The sequence below is a fragment of the Moritella yayanosii genome (assembly GCF_900465055.1).
Classification (GTDB): domain Bacteria; phylum Pseudomonadota; class Gammaproteobacteria; order Enterobacterales; family Moritellaceae; genus Moritella; species Moritella yayanosii.
Map to the genome: position 1 here is coordinate 1,336,791 of NZ_LS483250.1, position 23,988 is coordinate 1,360,778.

22 protein-coding genes are annotated in these 23,988 nt (G+C 40.8%); 6 read left to right on the forward strand and 16 right to left on the reverse strand.

Annotated features, from left to right (window positions below; all coding sequences use genetic code 11):
- Positions 1 to 284: 284 nt before the first annotated feature.
- Entirely contained in the window at positions 285 to 689 is a 405-nt protein-coding gene (locus MORIYA_RS05990; RefSeq protein ID WP_162629239.1) for a hypothetical protein, read from the forward strand.
- Between the two features lie 82 nt (positions 690 to 771).
- Here the strand turns inward: MORIYA_RS05990 and yghU are convergent, their stop codons facing one another.
- The 6 genes from yghU to MORIYA_RS06020 all read right to left on the reverse strand — a co-directional run bounded on the left by yghU (position 772) and on the right by MORIYA_RS06020 (position 6,609).
- Complete coding sequence (gene yghU / locus MORIYA_RS05995; RefSeq protein ID WP_112713533.1) at positions 772 to 1,629, reverse strand: glutathione-dependent disulfide-bond oxidoreductase; 858 nt, start codon at positions 1,627 to 1,629, stop codon at positions 772 to 774.
- A 110-nt stretch (positions 1,630 to 1,739) separates the two neighbouring features.
- Positions 1,740 to 2,129, reverse strand: a complete 390-nt coding sequence (locus MORIYA_RS06000) for a GNAT family N-acetyltransferase (RefSeq protein WP_232011533.1) — start codon at positions 2,127 to 2,129, stop codon at positions 1,740 to 1,742.
- A gap of 234 nt (positions 2,130 to 2,363) precedes the next feature.
- The gene (locus tag MORIYA_RS06005; RefSeq protein ID WP_112713535.1) at positions 2,364 to 3,743 is read right to left on the reverse strand and encodes a class II fumarate hydratase; all 1,380 of its coding nucleotides are present in this window, start codon (positions 3,741 to 3,743) and stop codon (positions 2,364 to 2,366) included.
- A gap of 310 nt (positions 3,744 to 4,053) precedes the next feature.
- Positions 4,054 to 4,779: an amino acid ABC transporter ATP-binding protein gene (locus MORIYA_RS06010; protein ID WP_174216968.1), complete on the reverse strand. Its 726-nt coding sequence runs from the start codon at positions 4,777 to 4,779 to the stop codon at positions 4,054 to 4,056.
- Positions 4,780 to 4,801: 22 nt separating this feature from the next.
- Entirely contained in the window at positions 4,802 to 5,749 is a 948-nt protein-coding gene (locus tag MORIYA_RS06015; protein ID WP_112713539.1) for an amino acid ABC transporter permease, read from the reverse strand.
- A 59-nt stretch (positions 5,750 to 5,808) separates the two neighbouring features.
- Positions 5,809 to 6,609 carry a transporter substrate-binding domain-containing protein gene (locus tag MORIYA_RS06020; protein ID WP_112713541.1) on the reverse strand — a complete coding sequence of 267 codons (801 nt, stop codon included), beginning with the start codon at positions 6,607 to 6,609 and terminating at the stop codon, positions 5,809 to 5,811.
- Between the two features lie 687 nt (positions 6,610 to 7,296).
- On the opposite strand from MORIYA_RS06020, the gene MORIYA_RS06025 reads away from it, so the two are divergent.
- Both MORIYA_RS06025 and yidZ read left to right on the forward strand, forming a co-directional pair.
- Positions 7,297 to 8,400, forward strand: a complete 1,104-nt coding sequence (locus tag MORIYA_RS06025; protein ID WP_112713543.1) for an MFS transporter — start codon at positions 7,297 to 7,299, stop codon at positions 8,398 to 8,400.
- Entirely contained in the window at positions 8,375 to 9,334 is a 960-nt protein-coding gene (gene yidZ, locus MORIYA_RS06030; RefSeq protein ID WP_112713545.1) for an HTH-type transcriptional regulator YidZ, read from the forward strand. The genes MORIYA_RS06025 and yidZ overlap by 26 nt, the downstream gene beginning before the upstream one ends.
- A 326-nt stretch (positions 9,335 to 9,660) precedes the next feature.
- Here the strand turns inward: yidZ and MORIYA_RS21700 are convergent, their stop codons facing one another.
- Positions 9,661 to 9,852 carry a DODA-type extradiol aromatic ring-opening family dioxygenase gene (locus tag MORIYA_RS21700; protein ID WP_112713547.1) on the reverse strand — a complete coding sequence of 64 codons (192 nt, stop codon included), beginning with the start codon at positions 9,850 to 9,852 and terminating at the stop codon, positions 9,661 to 9,663.
- Between the two features lie 582 nt (positions 9,853 to 10,434).
- On the opposite strand from MORIYA_RS21700, the gene MORIYA_RS06045 reads away from it, so the two are divergent.
- Positions 10,435 to 11,046 carry a TetR/AcrR family transcriptional regulator gene (locus MORIYA_RS06045; protein ID WP_112713549.1) on the forward strand — a complete coding sequence of 204 codons (612 nt, stop codon included), beginning with the start codon at positions 10,435 to 10,437 and terminating at the stop codon, positions 11,044 to 11,046.
- A 35-nt stretch (positions 11,047 to 11,081) separates the two neighbouring features.
- Here MORIYA_RS06045 and MORIYA_RS06050 read toward each other — a convergent pair whose 3' ends face one another.
- The 5 genes from MORIYA_RS06050 to MORIYA_RS06070 form a co-directional block, all read right to left on the reverse strand.
- Positions 11,082 to 14,171: an efflux RND transporter permease subunit gene (locus tag MORIYA_RS06050; RefSeq protein ID WP_112713551.1), complete on the reverse strand. Its 3,090-nt coding sequence runs from the start codon at positions 14,169 to 14,171 to the stop codon at positions 11,082 to 11,084.
- On the reverse strand, positions 14,171 to 15,292 hold the full coding sequence (locus tag MORIYA_RS06055; protein ID WP_112713553.1) for an efflux RND transporter periplasmic adaptor subunit: 1,122 nt from the start codon (positions 15,290 to 15,292) through the stop codon (positions 14,171 to 14,173). The genes MORIYA_RS06050 and MORIYA_RS06055 overlap by 1 nt, the downstream gene beginning before the upstream one ends.
- Before the next feature lie 28 nt (positions 15,293 to 15,320).
- Positions 15,321 to 16,046 carry a TetR/AcrR family transcriptional regulator gene (locus MORIYA_RS06060; protein ID WP_112713555.1) on the reverse strand — a complete coding sequence of 242 codons (726 nt, stop codon included), beginning with the start codon at positions 16,044 to 16,046 and terminating at the stop codon, positions 15,321 to 15,323.
- A 146-nt stretch (positions 16,047 to 16,192) separates the two neighbouring features.
- Entirely contained in the window at positions 16,193 to 18,145 is a 1,953-nt protein-coding gene (locus tag MORIYA_RS06065; protein ID WP_112713557.1) for a transglycosylase SLT domain-containing protein, read from the reverse strand.
- Positions 18,146 to 18,386: 241 nt separating this feature from the next.
- A complete protein-coding gene (locus MORIYA_RS06070; protein WP_112713558.1) occupies positions 18,387 to 18,809 on the reverse strand; it encodes a universal stress protein in 423 nt (140 codons plus the stop codon).
- Between the two features lie 415 nt (positions 18,810 to 19,224).
- Between MORIYA_RS06070 and MORIYA_RS06075 the strand changes: the two genes are divergently transcribed.
- Positions 19,225 to 20,574 carry an ISNCY family transposase gene (locus tag MORIYA_RS06075; protein ID WP_112718476.1) on the forward strand — a complete coding sequence of 450 codons (1,350 nt, stop codon included), beginning with the start codon at positions 19,225 to 19,227 and terminating at the stop codon, positions 20,572 to 20,574.
- Between the two features lie 388 nt (positions 20,575 to 20,962).
- Here MORIYA_RS06075 and MORIYA_RS06080 read toward each other — a convergent pair whose 3' ends face one another.
- The 4 genes from MORIYA_RS06080 to MORIYA_RS06095 form a co-directional block, all read right to left on the reverse strand.
- Entirely contained in the window at positions 20,963 to 21,181 is a 219-nt protein-coding gene (locus MORIYA_RS06080) for a CopG family antitoxin (protein WP_075478564.1), read from the reverse strand.
- A 2-nt stretch (positions 21,182 to 21,183) separates the two neighbouring features.
- The gene (locus MORIYA_RS06085; protein WP_112713560.1) at positions 21,184 to 21,468 is read right to left on the reverse strand and encodes a BrnT family toxin; all 285 of its coding nucleotides are present in this window, start codon (positions 21,466 to 21,468) and stop codon (positions 21,184 to 21,186) included.
- Between the two features lie 570 nt (positions 21,469 to 22,038).
- Positions 22,039 to 22,407, reverse strand: coding sequence for a GNAT family N-acetyltransferase (locus MORIYA_RS06090; RefSeq protein WP_197713357.1), 369 nt, complete (start codon positions 22,405 to 22,407; stop codon positions 22,039 to 22,041).
- Between the two features lie 49 nt (positions 22,408 to 22,456).
- Positions 22,457 to 23,353: a LysR substrate-binding domain-containing protein gene (locus MORIYA_RS06095; RefSeq protein WP_112713562.1), complete on the reverse strand. Its 897-nt coding sequence runs from the start codon at positions 23,351 to 23,353 to the stop codon at positions 22,457 to 22,459.
- Between the two features lie 167 nt (positions 23,354 to 23,520).
- On the opposite strand from MORIYA_RS06095, the gene MORIYA_RS06100 reads away from it, so the two are divergent.
- Positions 23,521 to 23,967 (forward strand): DoxX family protein, encoded by a 447-nt coding sequence (locus MORIYA_RS06100; protein ID WP_112713564.1) that lies wholly within the window; start codon positions 23,521 to 23,523, stop codon positions 23,965 to 23,967.
- Positions 23,968 to 23,988: the final 21 nt, after the last annotated feature.

The window sequence follows — 23,988 nt, forward strand, 5'->3', positions numbered from 1 at the left end:
AATAAAATAATAGTGACCATCACCAGCTTCATTGTTACATGGTGATAGTCATCACCATGTAACAACTCAACCTTAAGTTAAAGCGACATCATGAGCTGCAAGCTGCTTATCTAGCATACCAAGTTGACACTTGATTTTATGCTAAAACGATTACAACCATCACATTGATTTAGTTATTTTTTCATACTTTCACATTATTCTTATCGCGTATCATTAGGGTTAAATAATGCCAAAGGTAATGGTGTAGATTTAGTTGAAAATCTTAAGATAGGAGCTGTATGTTCATGATGTTATCGCAAGATACTCTGGATATTTATATCGATATAGTTCTCTATTCTATGCTTGCATTTCCGCCCTGGCTAGTGGTTTTAATGATATTGACATGGATATGCCCAAAAAGCCTGAACGAACGTTACTTTAAATCACCGCACTTTTCAGTTGGGGAGCAAGCCTTTTATGCCAATTTCCCTTTGACCCATTTTAAAATGTTAATCTATGTTTACGCATTAGCAGGGCCAAAGCGATATCACAAAAGAGAAATGACTGAAATTCGTGACTATGTGCCCAAATGGTATTTCTATACTGCGATGGTATGGTTAACAGGTTTAATTTTGATTTCACTATGTGCAGTAGTTTTAATGGTCATATTGATCATATACATTGAATATTTTCATAATGGCGGGGCTTAACCCTCCCCTATTTTACGAGCGTTGCCTAATCAAATCATTTTCTTTAAATGCCATATTTTGTATGGCATTTAAAGTATAAACGTTAAGGTTTAAGCTTCAACACATTATCAATATCAGCTGCACTATGACGCTCAGGAACTTGTTCCCACTCTTCACCTGATGTACGATTCACAATACAACCACGCTGCACTGCAGGACGCTCAGCGATATCCTCAGCCCAACGCAGCAGGTGCTTATAACTTGCAGCATCTAAAAATTCCGCAGCATCATAGGTCTTACCAAGTACCAAGTTGCCATACCAAGACCAAATCGCAATATCAGCAATACTATATTCATCACCGGCTATAAATTTATTAGCGGCAAGTTGCTTGTCTAACAAATCGAGTTGACGCTTAACTTCCATCGTGAAACGGTTAATGGGATATTCAAATTTTGCTGGTGCGTAAGCATAGAAATGACCGAAGCCACCACCTAAATAGGGGGCTGAACCTTGTAACCAAAATAGCCAATTCAATACTGTCGTGCGTTTGGCGATATCTTTCGGTAATAAATGGCCGAACTTATCCGCAAGGTAAAGCAAGATAGCACCCGATTCAAATACTTCGATTGGCGTATCTCCAGAGTGGTCCACTAATGCAGGAATTTTTGAATTGGGATTAATACCAACAAAGCCGGATGAAAACTGCTCTCCCTCACCAATGTTAATAAGGTAAGCATCATATTCCGCCTCAGTCACGCCCAAGGCTAATAACTCTTCCAGCATGATGGTGACTTTTTGACCATTGGGCGTTGCCAATGAATAAAGCTGTAAGGGATGAGTTCCGACAGGTAATGCTTTCTCGTGAGTTGCGCCTGAAACAGGGCGATTTATTGATGCCCATTCCCCGCCACTGTCTTCATCATTTGTCCAAACTGTCGGTGGTTCGTATTCGCTTTCCATAAATTTCCCCAGTACTATCTATTTGAGTGAATGAGTGAGTCGTTATTTGCCTAAAAAATCACGGTGTTTCATTGACTTGTTAATTGCTGAATTCGGGACTTAAACAACCATCAAATACCTTGCCAGTCGGGTGCAAGTATCGCCATCATAATTTTGTCGATAAACACACCATTGCGGAAACCCGCTTCTTTCTTCAACCCTTCATGCGTATAACCGGCATTCTCATAGGCGCGAATGGCTGCGGGGTTATTGGCATAAGCCGTTAATTCAATGCGATGTAGACCTAGCGTATTAAATCCATAATCGGTGATCACCTTGGTTACTTCAGTACCAATACCATCACCCCAATACGCTTTATTTCCAATAAGGATAAAATATTCACCTGAACGATTGAGCGAACTGATTGAGGCGATGCCTGCATAACCAATCAGTTTATCTGTTTTAACGCTGCAAATACCAAATGTCACACATGTTTTATTTGCGTTAATACTGACAACCAAGTTGAAATCTCCGTTTTAGACTGGGGATATGCATACGCTGACAGACTAAACTGAGTAACGTCACGATCGCATGACCACGCATAAAATTCCGCACTATCATTAATATCAAGCGATCTTAATTGGGCCTTATTTGTATCTAAAAACATCCTTTATACCTTTCATATTTAACGCTAATTTCAAACTGTAAAACTTAAATTAACATAATTAATGATAGTATAAAGCGGCGATCGAAAGTTATATTCCGCCCTGAGTCAGTTTCAGCGGATTGAGTAACTCACTCAATTTTTCACGTGATAATTCAGTGTGTTCTAGCGCCACATCAATGATCGCACGTTGCTCTTTGTAGGCTATCTTGGCAATTTTAGCCGCTAATTGATAACCAATAATTGGATTAAGTGCAGTCACCAAAATTGGATTTTTATCCAAGGCTTGCTCAATGTTTTGTTGCTGTACTTCAAAAGTTGCAATGGCTTTATCGGCTAATAACACCACATTATTACTGAGTAAGTGCATGCTATTAAGTAGGTTATTAGCAATCATAGGGAGCATGACATTAAGTTCGAAATTCCCTGATTGTCCACCAATAGTGATTGCAGTATCGTTGCCAATCACTTGCGCACAAACCATCGCCATCGCTTCTGGGATCACCGGATTTACTTTACCCGGCATAATTGAAGACCCAGGTTGCAAGGCTTCAAGCGCGATCTCGCCAAGACCCGACAGTGGGCCAGAGTTCATCCAACGTAAATCGTTCGCAATTTTCATCAATGACACCGCGGTCGTTTTTAACGCCCCTGACAATGCCACCGCAGTGTCTTGAGAGCCAATTAATGCAAATAGATTGTCCGCTGGGGTAAATTTAAGACCTGTTGCGGCACTCAATTGTTGATTGAATACACGGCTAAATTCGGCGTGAGCATTAATGCCAGTGCCAACCGCGGTACCACCTTGGGCTAAGCGCTGAATAACGGGTTGTAATGCGGTTAAATTGTCAATGTTTTGTTTTATTTGTGCACTCCAGCTATGCAGACTTTGGCTCATTTTAATTGGCATCGCATCCATTAAATGGGTACGCCCTGTTTTAACAAAATGATCGACGCTTTGTGCTTTGGTCTCTATCAGTTGAACTAAATGATTAAGTGCTGGTAGCAACTGATTGGCCAGTGCGAGTGCCGCACTTACATGGATGGTACTTGGAATCACATCATTACTACTTTGACCATAGTTAACATGATCATTAGCACTGACTGGTTCGCCAGCTATCTTAGTCGCAAGATGCGCAATAACTTCATTCGCGTTCATATTCGAGCTGGTGCCAGAACCAGTTTGAAACACATCAACCGGAAAATGCTGCATCATGTCATCCATTTCAGACAAATCTTTACAGGCCGAAATGATCGCATCTGCGATAGTTGGCGATACTAATTCAAGCTGTTTATTCGCCGCCGCGGCACTGGCTTTAATTTGAATTAAGGCGCGGATAAAACCAACGGGTAATTGTTGGCCACTGATGGGAAAGTTATTGACTGCGCGCTGGGTTTGAGCCCCATATAGAGCCGATGATGGCACTTCAAGTTCGCCCATACTGTCTGTTTCTATTCTAAAATTTGTCATTTTCGTCTCCGTAATTATCAGGTGAATAGCTCTAATTCAATAAAGTCGAATTAGCGTACGATTAACGTAATTTAAAAAGGATGTAGGTTGAATACCTGGGTTACATGTTCATTTTCATAATACTCCCAATTAAAGAGGATTAAAAATTGAGAATGAATCTTTTGCGGCGAACGTTAGTTGGATTAGTCCGTTGAAGCACTTTGCAGATTACAGTCAAGCATCCGCGTATCACTTTCAAGCTGTCGACTCAATTCAACTTCCGGCAACGGACGAGAAAACAGATAACCTTGAGCGAATCGACAAGCCAAGTCTACAAAATACTCGATAAGAACTTCTGCAACCTTGGGTGTGAAGGGTTTTCAAAAAAGTTCTCAGGTACGTCATCGACAAGCAGTTGACCATCTTCCATAAACAAAACTCTGTCAGCAACTTCGTTAGCAAAGCCCATTTCGTGAGTCACCACAACCATGGTCATGCCTTCTTCTGCCAGTGATTTCATCACCTCAAGTACCTCCCCGACCATTTCAGGGTCTAAAGCCGATGTGGGTTCATCAAATAACATCAAGTCTGGTTTCATGGCTAATGCTCTCGCAATCGCGACTCGTTGCTGTTGCCCCCCGGATAATTGACTTGGGTACACGTCCACTTTTTCTGCTAATCCGACTCGGGTAAGCAAACTTATAGCGTCTTTTTCAACTTGTTCTTTATCCAAATTAGATACTTTTAATGGCGCCAGCATCACGTTTTTTTTAACCGATAAATGGGGGAAAAGGTTAAACGACTGAAACACCATCCCAACGTTTTCACGTAATGCGTTAATGTTGGTAGCAGAGTCATACATATTGATGCCATCAATAGTGATGTCTCCACCTGTCACCGTTTCTAACTGATTTAACGTACGTAACAATGTCGATTTACCCGAACCTGATGGTCCAATAATGACCACCACTTCACCACGCTTAACAGTAATGGATACTTTTTTAAGTGCGTGACACTTGTTGGGGTATATTTTATCTACATCGACGGCGATCACCATATCCTCGCCTTTATAATTTGCTCTAGTCACTAGCTGCTAACCTCTTTTCTATGCGCTGAACGCCGAAAGACAACGTTGAAGTAAGTACAAGGTAAAGCGCAGCGACCGTAAACCACACTTCAAATGTAGCGAAACTGCCCGCAACCACTTCCCTGCCAGCTTTGGTTAAGTCTGTGATTGAGATGACTGATACTAAAGATGAGTCTTTGACCAAGTTAATTAACTGACCTGCCATTGGCGGTAAAGTACGCTTAAATGCCTGAGGTAAAATGACGTAAGTCATCGCTTTTGGATAACTCATACCCAACGAGCGTGCGGCTTCCATTTGACCAGGTGGAATAGACTGAATACCTGAACGTATAATCTCAGCAATATAAGCGCCGGTGAAAACAGATAAGGCCGCAATACCCGCGGTAAATCGATCTAAGTCGAAAATCGTCCCTAAGAAAAAATAGACAATAAATATCTGCACAAGTAACGGTGTGCCACGGATTATCTCGACGTATAAAAAAGCAAAATTCCGACTAAAAGGATTCGTAGATATACGCATTAATGCCGCGACTAAGCCAATGATAACCGCAAAAAATAGCGAGATAAGCGACAATTTAATGGTCATCAACAACCCTTGTAACAGTACCCCCATGCTCCGTTGATTGACGCTGGATATTACATCGCCTAAAAAAACAAAATCGCCATCACTGACAAATACATCATCCGCTTTGTCGATAATTAAATCGGGATCACCGTTGTCGAACTCGACTGTAATTATACCACTGTCATTAATGCTGACGATGCCATCATATTCAGCATAGGTTTCCCTTGGTGAATCATCTATTATGTAGGGGGCAACGCGATTCCATTGCCAAGTATAATCAATTTTTTGCGATGCAGAATAGATTGAATAACCCATTGCTGCCAAGGCGATGACAAACAGTAAATGCCACATCCAATTATTAGTTTTATTATGCATATCGATACCAAGATAAGAGCGACAACAAGCCAGAAGCAAAAGGCTTCTGGCCAATTCACTTATTTAATTTGTTTTAACCAAGCGTCACTCTTGAACCATTTGCTATAAATACGATCATACGTACCGTCACCTTTGATTTGGCGTAAGAAATTATTCAGGAAATTAATCATATCTGGATCACCTTGTTTTACAGCCCAACCAAGCGGCTCGTAAGTAAAAGGTTCAAGAATAACTGCAACTTTATCGCTATTTTGCGCGGCATAGATAGATACAAATGGCATATCGTAAATCATGGCATCGGCTTTACCGTTGATGACTTCTAAAGCAGCATCTGTTTCGGTTTCAAATGCATTGTATTTGGCTTTCTTAAGCATTCTTTTGACAACCATTTCACCTGTTGTGCCAAGTTTACTTGCCACCGTATATTTAGGATTGTTCAAATCTTTGTAACTTTTAATTACACCTTTAAGTTTCGGATTAAGAATGATAGATTGACCGACAACAATATACGGGTCGGCAAAGTTCACTTTCATATTACGCTGAGCATTCACCGTCATCCCAGCCATGATCACGTCACATTTGCCGGTAATAAGCGCAGGAATAATACCATCCCATGCGGTGTTGACCGGTATATATTTAACACCCATCTGTTTTGCCATCACTTTACCTAAGTCGACATCAAAACCTATGTAACGATTATTCTTTGCTTTCATCTCAAACGGCATATAGCCAGCATCAAAACACGCTCGTAGCTCACCAGACTCAGCAATACCGTCTAATACAGCACCTGCATTCACACTTGCAGAACAGAAGATTATTGTACCTAAAGCGATAACTTTACTGATTTTAGTCTTTATCATGTTAATTCCTTGTTACATTTTATAAAAATTAATCCATTAGTCGGCGTTTATTCATAAGAACCATTCTTCTGCATATGCACTAACCTAAGGCAAAAAACCACGGTTAATGTTTACATCTAAAAAACACTAAAATTAGTGATGTGATCTATATTGACACTGTAAAGCAGCTCATTAGACCTCAATGGAAAGGTAATTAGGAATATAGGGTAACTATGCCTAGCATAAAACAAATAATATTGAAACAACAGCCATAACAGAAAGTTAATATGTGCAACAATGCGTCAACCGTCACAAACAACAAAATAAACCGTGAAATAATGCACAAAGCATAATAAAAAAGCGCTTATTTTATTGAATATTTAAAAGACATTAAAAATACAGAAAAACGTAGGAACAGTTGAGATATCTACAAAATGTTAACCGAGAAGACAAATCACTATAAAAAATAAATGTGGTTATTGAATGGTATGTTCACACTTAGCGTTATTGCACACTAAGCCATCACTGGACATAAGTAAGTTATATTTCTTGTACTAGCTGATAGTAATATTCATTAGATTTAGTATCGAAAATAACCAAATCTTTCTTTAGTGTTTGTCGCCAGTGGAAATACCTGATGTCATAAACCTCACTCGCTAGTTAAGGCTCGCAGCACTATCATACTCATAATTAATTTGTGAGGTTTTTATGTTTCGATATCTTCTTTGTAGTTTTACGCTTGTACTGCTTTATCCCACCGCCATCGATCTTTATCTTGTTGGTTTACCACAAATTGCAGCTGACCTTAACGCAACAGAATCCCAGCTGCATTTTGCTTTTTCTATCTATTTGATAGGCATGGCAACTACAATGCTTATTGCAGGAAAAGTGGCCGACTCAATAGGCCGTAAACCTGTTGCTATTACTGGTGCCGCAATCTTTGCAGTATCATCTATATTTGGTGGAATGGCTGAACATAGTACGCCGTTTCTTATTGCTAGATTCATTCAGGGGATTGGCGCTGGTAGCTGTTACGTGGTTGCCTTTGCAATTATTCGGGATATTTTGGATGATATACAACGCGCTAAAGTACTTTCTATGCTCAACGGTATCACCTGTGTTATCCCTGTTATTGCGCCCGTGATTGGTTACCTTATAATGCTTAAATTTCCATGGTCAAGTCTGTTTATTATGATGGCTGTTATGGGGGGCGTGGTCTGTCTATTATCTTTACTGGTACTCAAAGAGACTAAGCCAAACAAGTTAGTTGTAATTAATGGCATTCATCCAGACCGTCACGCTGTGCAAGAATCATTCTTCGAGCGTTTTGATAGAAGCGAGTATTCTACCATTGTAGCCGGCACTGCTTTAGTCAGTATGATCACCTCGTTCTCCGCACCTTTTGCTTTATCTATATTTAAAGAACGCACCCTACTACTGGCATCACAAATATTGTTTGCACTATCTGCTGTGATTATAACATTCACACTTATCTCTAATTTTGATAATCAATTGTATTTGCTCAGTTTTGTACTGATATGTGCGGGTTTTGCAATTGGCTTTGGTGTATCCATGAGTCAAGCTCTTAGCCCATATTCTGCGCGCGCAGGAATGGCGAGTTCGTTGCTTGGTATTACCCAAGTGTCCTGCTCTGCATTGTATATCTGGTTAATGAGTGCTCTTGGCGTAAATGCACTGAATATGCTACTTACAACCTTGATTATAGGTAGCGTAATTAGCCTTGCTCTAATACTATTGATACCCAAACATTCTCACGGTCAGAAATATGAAAAGATCACTAGCCCAGCTTGATTTTAATTTGCTGTATACACTACAACTATTATCTAAAGAACATAGTGTGTCGAGAACTGCAAAAAAGTTGAATGTCACGCCATCTACCGTGAGCAAGTCGTTGAGAAAATTACGTGATTGGTTTGATGATCCTTTGTTTGTTAAAACCCCGAAGGGGTTAGCTCCTACCCCTTTCACACAGAGCATGGAACAAGATCTTTCAGATTGGCTACAGATAAGTCGCCAACTTCTGGAAAAACATAGCTGCGACTCACCAACAGGGATTCAATTTGATTTAGCTATTGAATCTCCGCTTCTGCTAACCATAATGAATGAACTAGTCCAGAAAATTCAGCAACATTATACCGACGCAAAAATAAAAACGCATAACTGGGATTACGACTCTTTAGAATCAATTATCCGTGGCGAAATTGATATTGGGCTCACGGGAAGAGAAAGCCATCCACGCTCTAAAGAGTCACTACATCTACTCCCTTACTTTATTGATTTTGAAATTATTTTTTATGATCTTCCTGTTGTATATTTGCGTAAAGATCATCCCGCTTTACAAGAGGAATGGAATCTCGATACCTTCCTCAAATACCCACATATCAATATCGTTTGGGAGAAGTGTGAAGCGTGGGCGTTAGATGAAGTACTAAGTGAACAGGGATTGAAGCGAGATATCACGCTTACTATGGCTAGCTTTGAGCAATCATTATTCATGTCGGCTCAACCAAACCAAAATATGATCACGACTGCACCTGCATATTGTCAACATTATACCAAGCAGCAACATCCAGATTTGTTGTGTTTACCCATCCCGGTAGACAAGGTTTATCATGATAAACTGCTAATTCCCTTCACGTTGATTTGGCATAAACGTAACGCTCACAATCCGAAGTTACTGTGGCTAAAGGAAACGATTAAATCACTGTATTACATTCAACAATAAGAGTGGCGAGTACGCTGCTAACAACAAAAAACAGAGCATATATTTATTTGTAGTAGCTAAGTAATACAGGCAACGGTTTTAAATTTATATCTTTAAATCATAGTCGGACAAATATGCATCTAATGCCAATACCTCAAATTCAATATTTTGATGGATACGCTTCATAGATCCACTATCAGTGCTGCTTCCCAAAGTGCAAAAAAGAGGCAAAAAGTGTTCCGGTGTCGGGTGATTAAACCCGGCATATGGCGCGTCATCTAAATAGTTAAACAGGCTTTTTATATTGCCAATATGTAGGGTTTTACAAACCCATAGGGTAAACAAATCTATTTTCTTCGCTCTATCGGTATCCAGACGCCATGGTCCCAACCACGATCAGCATCTAACCGCGATTCGATTCCGCCGTCTCTCAACAAGTCAACAACCTTTTGCGCCAGCTTAGGTGCACCCGGTGCTGGATAATTATGAGCGTATAGCGCATCAGGGAAACCTATATCCGAAGGAAAGTTAACGACGATTCTGGAAGAGTTTGAACCCGACCCGTTAGAGCTTTATGTTGTTTATGCTCACCGGCATCATTTAGCAAGCAAAGTACGCTGTTTCATTGATTTTATCAGTGACTACTTTGGCAGCCCTCCTTATTGGGAGCAGTATTAACGATGCAGCAGACTTATTTCTGCTGCATCAAGGTTAGTTGAAAATAGTCACGATAAATTCTTTAAACTTTAAATATATTAGCTTCTTCATGCAATTCGATGGCGAGATTGGCAACATCTAAACTCGCTTTAGAATTATGTTGTGAATCTCTTGCTTCAATAAATAGTCTTTTTCGTTACGTCTTAATTGAAGCACAGATATTTGTATGTCTTTCAAGTCAAACTGAATCTCATTTAGCGAGGCAATTGTATTTTTACTGACCGTAGTCTCTACATAAACAGCGGCAAACCCTAGAAAAACCAGGGTTATGATAAGAATTAATTTGGCTAATTCGGTGTTAGTGCTCAGTTATAACTGCGGGGGGGTTAACGTTACTGTAAACGGGCGTTCCAGCGTGCTAGATACCCCCAATTGGGTTGATTTTACAATTAATCAGAAGGCCTATGCAGAAGAAACTGACATTATCACAACAAAAGTATCTTGATATCATTAATGCAGCTAAAAAATATTTTGTCGAATATGGCTTTCTGCTTGCAAATATGGAAAGGATAGCGTCTTCCGCAGCCGTCTCTAAGCGTACGCTCTATCGCCACTTTAAAAGTAAAAAAATACTGTTTGAATCGGTATTAATCATTATTACTGACTCGGTAAATACAAGTTTGTCGTATAAATTTGATGACAGTAAAAGCACCGAGCTACAGCTTAACGAGATCGCATATGCAAAAATTGAGGTACTTTATGTTACTTACGGTATGCCATTAGCACGAACTATTGTGATGGAATTTATACGCCAGCCTAAGATGGCAAATAATTTTATTAAAAATTTTTATCATAATCGAGCGATCACTCAATGGTTTAATGAAGCAATTGAGGCGGGAAGACTAAAACCTGGCGATACAAAGTTAATGACAGACGTGTATATCAGTTTATTTCAAGGCTTGTTATTTTGGCCCCAAGCGATGAGTTCAAATGCAAAGCCGACAGATGATGTGATCAAGAGTAAAGTGGATACCGTGACATCTGTTTTTCTTCAATCGTATGGGCTGAATGACTAAGCACAACCAGCGTTGTGCTTAGTGGATACCCTATATTATGCCAATGTTAGCGGCTCCCCTCGCGCATCATCTTGTGCCTGATGGCGATGGTCACTCGCCAACCACTGATACAAAAGAGGCAGAACGATTAAGGTGAACACGGTTCCTATCATCATGCCTGCTACTAATATTACACCAATACTGTTTCGAGCCTCTGCGCCGGCTCCGGTGACCAATACCAACGGGAAATGTCCCAACACAGTTGCTGCAGTGGTCATCAATATTGGACGTAACCTCGTGCTAGCGGCCGCTTTCACGGCACTCAGTTTATCCATCCCTTGCAGCTGCATTTGATTGGCAAACTCGACAATTAAAATACCATTTTTAGTGATTAATCCCACCAGCGTGATCAAGCCGATTTGGGCATAAAGATTAACCGAAGTGAAGTCCAAAAACGCTAACATTAATGCACCAGACAATGCGAGTGGCGCACAACCAAGCAATACGACCAACGGATCTCTAAAACTATTGAATTGAATGACGAGTATAAAATAAACCACAATGAACGACACCATCAGTACCGATATCAAGGTATTACCTTCTTTGCGCATTTCTCGCGATTCACCGGCATAGTCAATCGAATAACCAGCGGGTAACAGCTCAGTTGCAATATCTTCTACTTGCGATAACGCCATCTCTTTAGTGATATGCGGTAACACGCCAGCGAATATTCTAAACGACTTTTGCTGGTTGAATGAACCTAATAATCGTGGACCTACTACTGGCTCAACATGCGCAAAACTCGACACAGTGACGGCATCGCCAGAAGGCGTGGTCACGTTAAGATCCAAAATCAGTTCTGGATTAAATCTTTTTTGTGCGTCCACCACAGGGATCACCCGATACGCTTTACCGTTATCGTTATATTGATTGACAAAATCATTGGATAATAAAACACTCAGCTGCCGATTGATCCCTGCAACGGTTAACCCCAGATCGGCAATAATCGTCTTATCGATCACTAACTGACTCTGTGCTAAATCTATTTTCAAGTCAGTATCGACAAACATAAAGCTTCCCGACTGATACGCTTTATTGATAATTTGTTGTGCATAACCCAACATATTTTCGTAACTATCATTGGCACGGATCACGACTTCGACATCAAACTGTCCAGCGGTCGGCAGCGCCGCAGGTAATATCGGAAATAAACTTAATGCACTGACTTGACCAAGTTGACCAAATAGCTGCGGTACAATCTCATGCACGGTGTGCTCACGTTTGTCTAGGCCATCAAGCACAACCCCACCAAAGCCGGCATTTTTAAACACCATTTGCCAAGTGAGTTTGCCGCCGTCGACGCCATTCATTATATCAGCCACTTGGAACATTTGATTTGTTGTATAATCCAACGATGCTTCAGGTGGCGCGGTAACCACGACATTGATTTCGCCTTGATCTTCTACTGGTGCCAATTCTTGTTTTGATAATAAATAAAACGGCACCGCTAGCAAACTAAAGATAATGGCGCAAAACATCACTTGTGCTCGCCAGCTAAACAGGACATCTAATGCGCTGACATACTGTTGCTGTAGACGCTCAAAATAGCCATTAATCATTAGCGTAAATTTACCTTCATGCCCGCCTTGTGGCAAAACAAATGCACTCATAATGGGAGAAAGTGTCACTGCGACTAGCCCTGAGATCAGCACGGCAATCGCCAGGGTAAAGGCAAATTCTTTAAATAAGAAACCTGTTAACCCAGATAAAAAACCAATCGGCACATATACCGCCGCTAAGGTGAGGGTCATTGCAATCACAGGGACGAGCAACTGACGCGAACTCATTAGTGCCGCCTCAACGCGCCCTTTCCCCTCGCGCATGTGTCGCGCCACATTTTCCACCACGACGATGGCATCATCTACCACTAAACCAATCGATAAAACAATGGCTAAAATAGTCAATAGATTAAGCGAAAAGCCCATTAGTGACATCACACCAATTGCGCCTAAAATCGAAATAGGAATAGTGATCAGTGGCACCATGGCACTTCTCAATGAGCCCATCATTAAGATCACCACAATCCCCACCAAAAACACCGTCTCCAGTAGTGTGGTAAATATTTCCTTAATGGCGTCTCGCATGTATAGCGTACCGTCATAACCGACGGTGATACGAATTTGATCCGGAAGCTGTTGATTTAATTCGCCAATCTTTTTATAAAGCGCGTCGCCGATATTTATCTCATTCGCACCCGGTAGCGGCCACACGCCGATAAAGATCGTTTGGTCGTGATCGAGGCGGGCATCGGCAAACCCTTCCACTTCTCCTTTTTCGATAGTCGCGACATCCCCTAACCGGATTTGCGTACCATCGATGCTAACGATCACCAATTGTTCAAATTCTGCCACAGTGCTGAGTAATGTGTTGGCCATTAGGTCAACACGTTGTCTGTTATTCTTGCTGTAACCAAGCGTTGCAATAGTATTATTTTCTCGCAGGGCGGTGACCACTTGACTGGCACTAATATTAAACACAGCAAGCTTGTCGGAATCAATCCAAATGCGCATTGCAGGGTCGCGTCCTCCCTCGAAGGTGACTTTTTGTACGCCGCGAATATCACTCAATGCCGGCATAACATTACGACTGAAATAATCAGTGATCTGACTACGTGGTAAATCACCAGATTCAATATTTAAATAAAATAACGCGTTTACTCTATCGGCACGCACCACTGATATCGCAGGATCTTGCGCCCCTTGCGGAAGCTCAAATTTTATTTGGCTAAGTTGCGCCGTGAGTTCTGCTAATGCAGCGGTTGAGTCATAGTTAAGATCTAGCCAAGCCGTCACCTTACTACTCCCAGCTATCGTCACCGAATCAACATAATCAACACCCGGCACGGTAGAGGCAACACGCTCGATAGGTTCGGTAATATACCCTTTAACTACCTCCGCTGAGGCGCCGGTGTAAACCGTGTTAATCACTAAGGAAGTACTTTCAATTGTTGGAAATTGCTGCACCGAAATACTACGTGATGAATAAATACCGGCAATTATTATCAACAACGACAAGACAATGGCCAACAGTGGTCTCGTGACAAAGATATCCATAATCGACTTGTTATTTTCGTGGACGGCGCTCATTATTTTACCCCCGCAACAGGGGATAACATAGTATCTGAGTCATTCGCTTTGTCGGCAAAAACCAACAATTCAGGTCTTAATTTAAATGCACCTATGGTAGCAATTAACATACCTTGTTCTAACCCTTGGCGTACCACATGGTTGTCACCATCACGTGGCCCCAATTCAACGTTACGTTTTTTCGCGCGGAACTGTCCTTGCTCATCCTTAACCAGTTCAAACACAAAACTACCAAAAGGACTTCTGACAATTGCTGAGTTTGGCACAATGACCACTTTCTCGGCGGCTTTAGGGATCACGACTTTAACTAATTCATTGTGAAATAACAGTTCGCGGCTGGCATTGATTTGCGCACGATACTGTAAATGTCGTGATGCTACGTCCATTTGACTATGCTTGCCGATGATTGTCGCAGGCATTACTTGCGGTGTATCCGATTGGCTGATTTTTTTAATCGTCACCTGGCTATCAAGTGATAATTTGCTCATCGTTTGTGGTAATTTAAAATCGACCCACATGTCGTTGTTATCACCTACCAAGGTAGTTAGGCTGACATTAGCGCTGAGAAACTGTCCAACTTCATAGGTTTCGAGTCCCATGGTGCCACTAAAAGGCGCAAGTACTTGTTTCTTACTAATGACACTTTCAAAGTTAGCGATATTAGCTCGGCTAATTTGATAATCAGCCAATGCCGAATCGACTAGCTGCTGGCTTACTTGATTACCAGAAAATAGCTTTTTATTACGCTCTAAAGTCGTTTTAGCTAACTCAAATGAAGCTTTCGCGGCTTGCAGCTGTGCTCGCTCTTCACTGGTATTGAGTGCAATCAATAACTGTCCTTGCACAACATGCCTACCAGCGCTGTAATTAACTTGTTCAATCGTACCAGGCAATTGGTTATGCAAAGTCACGACTTGGATTGCTCGCACCTGTCCGGTAACTTGATACGTTGGTTGATAGTTTGATGATTGGGTCCACAATGTTTCCACCGTAGCAGACGGCTCAGGAAACGATTCACCAAACGCAATGGCTGCTTGTACCTGTTGAAACTTGATAAATGCTAAACAGCCGATACTAACCACAACAATCGAAACGGCAACAATCCAGCGACGTAAACTCATATTAATTCTCCTAAGGCTTGCTATTTTATTATCGTAAGTTATGTTCAGTTAACAATTTCGCGGTATGTTTTATTCCGGCGCTGTCGAGTGGTTTTTGCCATTGATAAGAATTAAACAACCGAGTAAATATTCGTACAATTGGCGCATCACAGGCTGTAGGCTCATGCAACTGCGCGTCGCCTTGGGCAATTTCGCGAATTTGCACCACACGCATGACACTTTGATAACCTACTGTTAATGCCCAGCCGCCAAGATTAATTTCCTCGATAAATTCCTCTATCTCACCTTCTGCTGACAGTTCACCCGAGTCGACAGCTTCGCTCATACAACGATAAAATAGTTGTTCACACTTTTTATGGGCGTCGATCATACGATCTCGCCACAGCTTTGAGGTTCGTTTAACCACTAACTCATTAGTGACTAAGGCGTCTAAATGAATATCGAAGGAGTAAACCTGAATTTTCAACGGGTCTAACAAGGAGATGCCGATCAAACGTTCGGGAGTGGTTAACGGCAGCGCAATAACTTGCTCAAACACGCTACTTTGATGATGGTAAACACGAATAGCAAGGGCAAAAATAATATCCTCTTTGCATTGTACATGCTTGTAAATTGACCCCATTGACATCCCTGCCGTCTTAGCAACAGACGACATGGTAAAATCAATCAGCGAGGTCTGCTCAATGCATTGTGCCGCCGCGTCTAGGATCATATTCTCTTGCTCTTGCAAGCTATATTTAGGTGCTGGTGCCATAATTTGTTCTCGACTCAATAGGATAACAACGTTCGAATGGCGTTATCCTATTAGTTTTAGTCAAAAAGTCAATCAATTAGAATTATTCAAAAGATAGGGTTCGTATTACAACAAGGATGGCTAAGTGTAATTAGCATTTGAGAATATTAAAAACGTGCGTGGATCTCTTTAGGCTTAAGAAACTCAAGCGGTTTATCTAAAATATGCTGATAAATGACGTTATAGACTAAAACATTTTTGACATAACGTCGGGTTTCTTTATAGGGAATGGCTTCAATCCAACTATCCATCGTTAAGCCTTGCTCTGCCCTGCCGTCTTTGCTGCCTTGCCAGCGATCAACTCGATTCGGCCCCGCATTATATGCCGCAGTGGCCAGCACCCGATTGCCTTTATAGCGCTTAAGTAAGCTATCAAAATAGGCTGACCCTAACTGTACATTGATATCGCCATCGGTTAATTGCGCTCGCCGCTTATAATCTGTCAACCCTATTTTACGTGCGATCTCTTTTGCCGTTTGTGGCATCAGTTGCATATAGCCACGAGCCCCAACCGGAGAATAAGCAAACTCGTCAAAAGAACTTTCCTGGCGGGTAATGGCGTAAATATAGCTTGAATCGAGTTCATATCGCTCGGCATTAGCATAAAACAACTGGGGGTTAGCGGCGGGGAAACGAATATTCAAAGCACTCCAACTTTTAGACAGGATACTGGCAACGACCGAAAGATGAGCCCAGCCTTTTTGAAAGGCAAATAAGCCTAACTGCCTTTGCAAATTGATACTTTGATTGCTAATTAAGACTCGCCACTCACGTTTAAGTAAATACCTATGTTGCTGGAAATACAGTTCACCAATATGTGTAAGTTGTGTTTGCAGGTGATCTAAGTCTTGCTGCTGTTCGTTGACGATATTGGCATTAAATTGGTAATCCAAACCTAATTTCTGCGCGGCCAAAAAGCCGTAGTAATTACGCTCAGTCGCGATTTGTTGATAAAGTTTATCGGCCTGACTTTGTTGCTGTTTATTTTCCAATACCCGTGCTTGCCAATACAACCATTTACTATCCTGTTGCTTAGCCTCGCTCAGCTGCGCTAGCCAATATTCTATATCGGGCCAATTATTTAATTTAATCGCATAACGGATCCGACGCTCCGTTAATGGTGTATTCCCTAAAGCCAAAAGCGCTTTATCTGACCACTGTAACAACTTGGTTTCATTACGGATCATAATGCGCGATATAAGATATTTTTTTAATTTGACTTGCTCTGCTGATGTAAAAGATCTCTTACGCTCATAAGCGAGATAGGCATTTAATCCTAGTTCAATATCTTTTTTAGCAAGACGTTTAATGCTGGCGGCTAAAAAAACATGGCTAGCCTGCGCCTCCCTGTTAAGTAAGTCGCGGTTAAATGAGCGGTCCTTAAATAAAGGGCTGTTTAATACCTTTGTCGGTGTTTTATGTAAGGCATATAACTGCGTAGCTAACCGTTTATTATTCTTGTCCATTAAGGTGATTAAATAGGACATAAGGGATGTTTTATTCTTCACATAAGCTAAATGAAAGCGCTGCAAAATTAATGTCTGAGATATTTTCTTACTATCAAGATAATACTGCAAAACGCTATCACAGGCCTTTGGCAAGGAAGCTCCCGTTAACCAGGTTTTTTGCACATCAATCCAAATGTCATCGGCTTGATCACCCGCTAATCGCGCCTGAAAATGATAGCATTTCAAGTCGACTGAATTGGGGAGTCGCGGATAAAAAGACAGATACTCACGCCAATATTGGTTTTTTGCTAAGTAATATAAATAACTTCGCTGCAGATCATAACTCACGCGACGATCAAGGTGATCCTGTATAAAAGCTTGCACAGCAGACAAACTGTCACGGCTAAAATGAGCTTTAAGCTGCTGGTATTCAAGCAGGTAAGTTAATGGGTATGCAGGGATGAGCTTTGTTGTTTGTAACGCTTCAGACCACATCTTTTGGGATTGTAAGTCTACAGCTTGCGTATACAAGCCTCTTTGCTGACCCCAGGTAAGCGAGGTCGCAAAACTTGAGAATGAGAATAAAAACAAAGATAGAAAAAATATTTTCATCGATTCGTCCGTGAAATACTCTGCTTTAGCACAGTGAGGGATCCCTGTTAAAACATTATACGTAAAAAATAACAATCTATTAACGTCAAAATATTAACACAGGGGCTATTATGGTGCTAATGATTGATTCAGTCTTCATACCACAATAAGTAGATTCCGCCACATTAGGGGGGGGGCACACAGATAAAGTTTACTGCATATCACTGATTTATAAAATAAAAACAACTGTTAACCATAATGGTTATTTTTCCAGATGAACAATTAATAAGTCTGTGTTGACGGTGTTGGCAATTTTCCGTACTGAAGATAATAAACGACTCCAGAAATCATGATGGTGTCCACAAACTAACAGATCAGCATCTAATTGATTGACTGCTGCTGTTAATTTTACCTCCAAATCACCTATTACAACCAACATATTTTCTACGGGGTAATCCAGTCGAACGGCTAATGCGCGCAGCTCTTGCTTCTCTTTTCTGTTATCAACTTCAGGCATAGCTAATAATGAGGTGCTCCGCGCTCCTGAAGTACTCAAATGATTGGGATCGACATAAATAAATGAAAGTTTCGCATTCGCCTCTTTTGCTAATGAGACAGCTTTACTAATCACTATTTCACTGGATTTAGTTAAATCAACAGCAACTAATATATGGTTATAGCTCATTGAATTCCCCCTATGAAGCCTCTTATCAAGAGTAGCAGACTTGTATGGTTCAGAGACTTCACATGAGTAAATGTATGCGAGCTATCATCAATAAAATCTTCAAGAGTAAAAGCGCAAACAAATAAAGGGGCAAATTTGGCTTAGCGCTATTGATTAGAGCTGTAACTCTAAGCCATTGATGGACATAACCTTGTTAGAGTTATTATTCTAGCCGATGGTAATGCTCATTAGATTTTCTAGGGGAAGTGAAGGGATCTAACTGATACCCTCACTCCATTAACCATAACATGCGTTATGCGCAGGTTTAATGTAGGTCCCCGTTAGAGATGTCAGGTTTGTCACCGTTAGAAATGTCATGTTGAACTATCTTCAGAGCATCAATTCGACGCTCTGGACCTACATGATGTTACTGACTATGACTGATATTGAAATATACAAAATTAATACCATCAAAAATGTTATTGATAAACGCATCTCTGGCGTCGATGCTGCCGCGCTTCTTAACCTAAGTCCACGGCAAGTATATCGACTGACGAAGCAATATTTAAAACATGGTGCCGAAGGTTTGATTTCACATAAACGTGGCCAGCCAAGTAATCACCACCATTCCTATAAATTCAAACAACACGTTCTTGACCTGGTTCAAATCCATTATCAAGATTTTGGTCCAACTCTCGCACACGAAAAACTCACCGAACTACATGCTATCTCAGTTGGTGTTGAAACCCTGCGTCAATGGATGATCACTGACGGTCTATGGTTGCCGCATGCCAAACGTAAGCCTCAAGTATATCAACCTCGCTATCGTCGTGATTGCGTTGGTGAGCTCATACAAATTGACGGTTCTCATCATGACTGGTTTGAAGGCCGCAGCGATAAATGTTGCCTGATCGTTTATATCGATGATGCTACCAGTCAGATCATGAGTTTGAGATTTACTAATGCAGAAACCACGCTCGATTACATGGCCATAACACGTGAATATATAATGCAATATGGCAAGCCTACCGCGTTTTATTCAGATAAACATTCCGTATTTAGAGTTAATAGTCGCGATGCTAAAACGGCTAAAATAACGCAATTTGGCCGAGCTCTGAAAGACCTAAACATAGAGTTACTCTGTGCTAATAGCTCTCAAGCTAAAGGCCGCGTTGAACGTGCTAACAAAACATTACAGGACCGATTGATTAAAGAAATGCGTCTTGAAGGGATTGATAATATCGAAGACGCCAATGTATGGTTACCGAAATTTATAGCTGATTTCAATCGCCGGTTTGCAAAACCCCCGCTCTACGCCAAAAATATGCACAGGTCGGTTACCGAGCAACCTTATGAATTAGAAGATATTTTCTCTTGGCAAGAACACCGAAAATTATCGAACTCATTAACTTTACAATACGACAAGGTGCTTTATATGATTGAATCAACTGAAGAAAATAATCGATTAACGCGTGAAACGGTTAAGGTTTTAGATTATCCAGATGGCACAATTGCAATTCACTATGGACATCGAACGTTAAAATATCAAATATTTGATAAGCTCCAAAAAGTAAATCAAGGTCAGGTTGTTGATAATAAACGGCTTGGCGCAGTGCTAAAACTAGCTCAAACGGAACAACGAATATTAGAGATGGAAGATAAGCGTTCACGCAGTAAAAAAGCACCTAAACGTTCTGCTCAGAAACGAGCAATAGCGCAACTTAGAGCCATAAACCCAGTGTTAGTTAACCCCGATGAGTTTAAGCCAAGCTCATCAAGGCGGTGACTGAAAAATTGATTTGTCGCCGTTTGTTACATATCTTTAATTAATACCAAAAGCGACATTTCTATTGGTGAGAAAACATGACATTTTAAATGGGGTTTAACATTTAATGTAGGTCCCTGTAATGTAACAACGATGATCTATATCAAAAGCTACAAATGATTGGTCAAAATTAAGATTTGACTCATGTGTCACATGTAACAGGTTTAAGTAATGGATATAAATATTACTAGGTAATACTTATATGTTGTCACAACAGGAAATCTCATTGAGATGTTTGATGGCCGTTAGCTATGTGCCTGGAATAATTCTGGGTGGGAGTTAGTTCGCTATATTTCACGTAGCGAACCACAATTAAATATAATGTTCGTTATAAACTGGTACCAGAGTGCTATGCATTCCACGTCATATCAATTTTTCTATGTGTGGCGACACAATCACGTAAGTATAGGTTTATTAGGCTCTGGTAAGGCACTCCAGACTCTTCAGCCATATCTTTGAAGTAAGATATAACATCTTCACCTAATCGCATTGTGACCGGCTTTTTCAGTTTACTCGCATAGGGGTTCTTGCGAGATTTCATTTTAGAAAAATCATATTCATCTTTCATTTTTAATGCCCTCTACGATAATGTTTTTGTTCGTTCTTCGTTGCTTTTCTAGATGAAATAATTCGAATGGTGTTTCCATTATCCCTTTCGCAATGGCAAACAATAAGAATATTGGTTTCATTACTCATTCCAAGCATTAAAAAACGATCTTCAACATCGGAGTTATCTTGGTCAAAAAACTGTATAGCGAATTCATCGTAGAATACTGAACGAGACTCTTCGAACGATACGCCATGTTTTTTGATGTTTATATCAGCTTTCGCTGGATTCCAATCGAATTTAATCATACATACATTGTATGTACATGGTGGGGGACTGTCAAATAATCAGGTGAGTGGTTCGCTAGAGAGGGCTAACGAACCGTAATCTTACATAACATGCGTTATACGCATAGTCATTTCACTACTCAGGCAAAAAGTCCTCTCTAACGCTTACTTTACCCCTTTAAAACCAATTTTAACCCGTAATTCTGGATGGATCATTTTGCACTGTCTTAGTGAATATCACTTTCGCATCGATTTTAATTGAAATGCTTATTTCTAATGCTTTTGTAATATGGGATACAAGTCACTATAGGAGGGTGAGCCCCTTTGCATAATATCTAATCTAACCAAGGCTGGATCACAATTTAACTCGCAATAGAGTTCGCGTGTACTGTTGTGATATGACAGATTCCTCACATGATAAAATGTATGGCAAATCGATATGAAAACATCGTAAGTGAGTAACTGCTCTAACGCAGAAAGGGGCAGATGGCTTAGAACTTGAGTTTTAAAAGACACGGTTCGCATAACAGAAAACATGGCCAAATAGGGATTAGCTCAATCAACTTAAATCTTTATTTAATTCCCAGCATTCTAATTGTTCACCATCAGAGCAAAAACCGTATTAACTAAAGTAGAAGCGAATGCAATTTGGCTGAGTTGTTTAACCGCGGCTGTTGCTATCCCCAAACCACGGGCATCAGGAGCCACATTATAACCTATTTCAATACGGCTGTTTTTTGGGGCATCCTTAAAGCCACAGGCACCAGTAATCTGAGTGTTTTTTTGGATGAAGTAAGGAAACGCCCAAATTACATCGACTAAATTATGACGAAGATCCATTGAGCGAACCAAAACATGTATAGGCGGAATAGAATGTTCAATAAACGTAAGATCTTTAGGCGTATCTCCAGACTGGATAAGCATTTTAAGCTGGATACCATTTAGTTGTATGAGTTGCATAAATTACAGTGCCTATTTTAGAGATAAATGACCGTCGATAAATTAATAATCAATTACTTAAATGTTGTTGCATAATTTCTCTCAATCGTTTTAACCCTTTCCCTTTATTCACGGTTTTCCAAGCAAGGTAAATGCCTGATATATGCTCGCCTTCGTCTAAGTCAATTGCGACTAAAGCACCCGAGTCTAAGTGTGACTGAATGCGTATTATCGGCAGATAGCCTACGCCAATGCCAGCAATAATGGCTTGGATCTTATGTTCAACGGAACTGACGTAAAAATGTCGGCTCAGTTCAATAATGTTATTTGACCAAGGCACTGCCGTCCTTGCCGAGTCGTGCACAACAACCGTGCGGTAGTTATCAATTTCAGATTTGCAGACTGGCGCTGTAAAACTCGCTAGCTCATGACCTTTAAGCACCACGAATATTTTCTGCAGATTGCCTAAGGCGGTCACACTAATACCTTGTTGCTGAGGAATGGGGTCTGGTGCGGCGATAAGTAAATCGGTGCGATCTTCAATCAATGCTTCCCACGAACCATGCATTACCTCTTCATTCATGTCGACTTCTATATTCGGATGCTCATTTAAAAACAGCGCTAATGGTTTAAGTAATAGCTGCATATCAAAAAGAGAATCGAAGGTGATATTAATTTTAGGTTCCCAGCCATGGGAGATGGTTTGCGTTTGTTCTGTCAGCTTGCTCACGGCGCTAAGCACCTTGCGGCCTTCATCGAGTAAATGGCGACCCGCAGGCGTTAATACCGACCGCCGACCCTGACGCACAAACAAAGTCACCGCCAGTTGTTCTTCTAATTTCTGCACTATGTAAGAAAGTGCCGAGGGTACTTTGTTTAGCTGTTCAGCGGCTGCGGCAAAACTACCACGACGGTCAATCGTATCAAGTACCTGCAATGCTTCTATCGTTATCGGAGATTTATACATGTATCGCCTCTCTCTTCTTATTATTTTATTGTCACGCTTATACACGCTGTCAATTGTTCAAATATTTTGAACATACTAAACAAATTTCAGCGGTTATTCCAATCCATTTAAGCGAATACAATAGCGTCATACTTAAAAACACATTAACGAATCAAAGAGAGCACAACATGAATACTGCAACAATTAAGAATATTTTAACATCAGATAACAATTTTTCGGCATTACCATTACGCTTAGTGGCAGGCATTATCTTCACCGCACACGGCGCGCAAAAATTGTTTGCTTGGTTCGGTGGTTATGGTTTGGAAGGCACAGGTCAATGGATGGAATCTATCGGCCTGGCACCAGGTTATTTAATGGCGATGATGGCAGGCAGTGCAGAGTTCTTTGGTGGTCTATTGCTTATCTTAGGTTTATTGACTCGACCAACGGCATTGGTATTGGCTGTCACTATGGTTGTTGCCATTTTCAGTACCCATTTCGATAACGGTCTGTTCATGAGTAACAACGGCTATGAATTTGCCTTAGCACTGTTCGCAATCAGCCTGTCGGTAATGTTGCAAGGCGGCGGTAAATTATCAATCGATCGCCTTATCGTGAGCAAGCTTAGTTAATAAACACGATACAAAGCATAA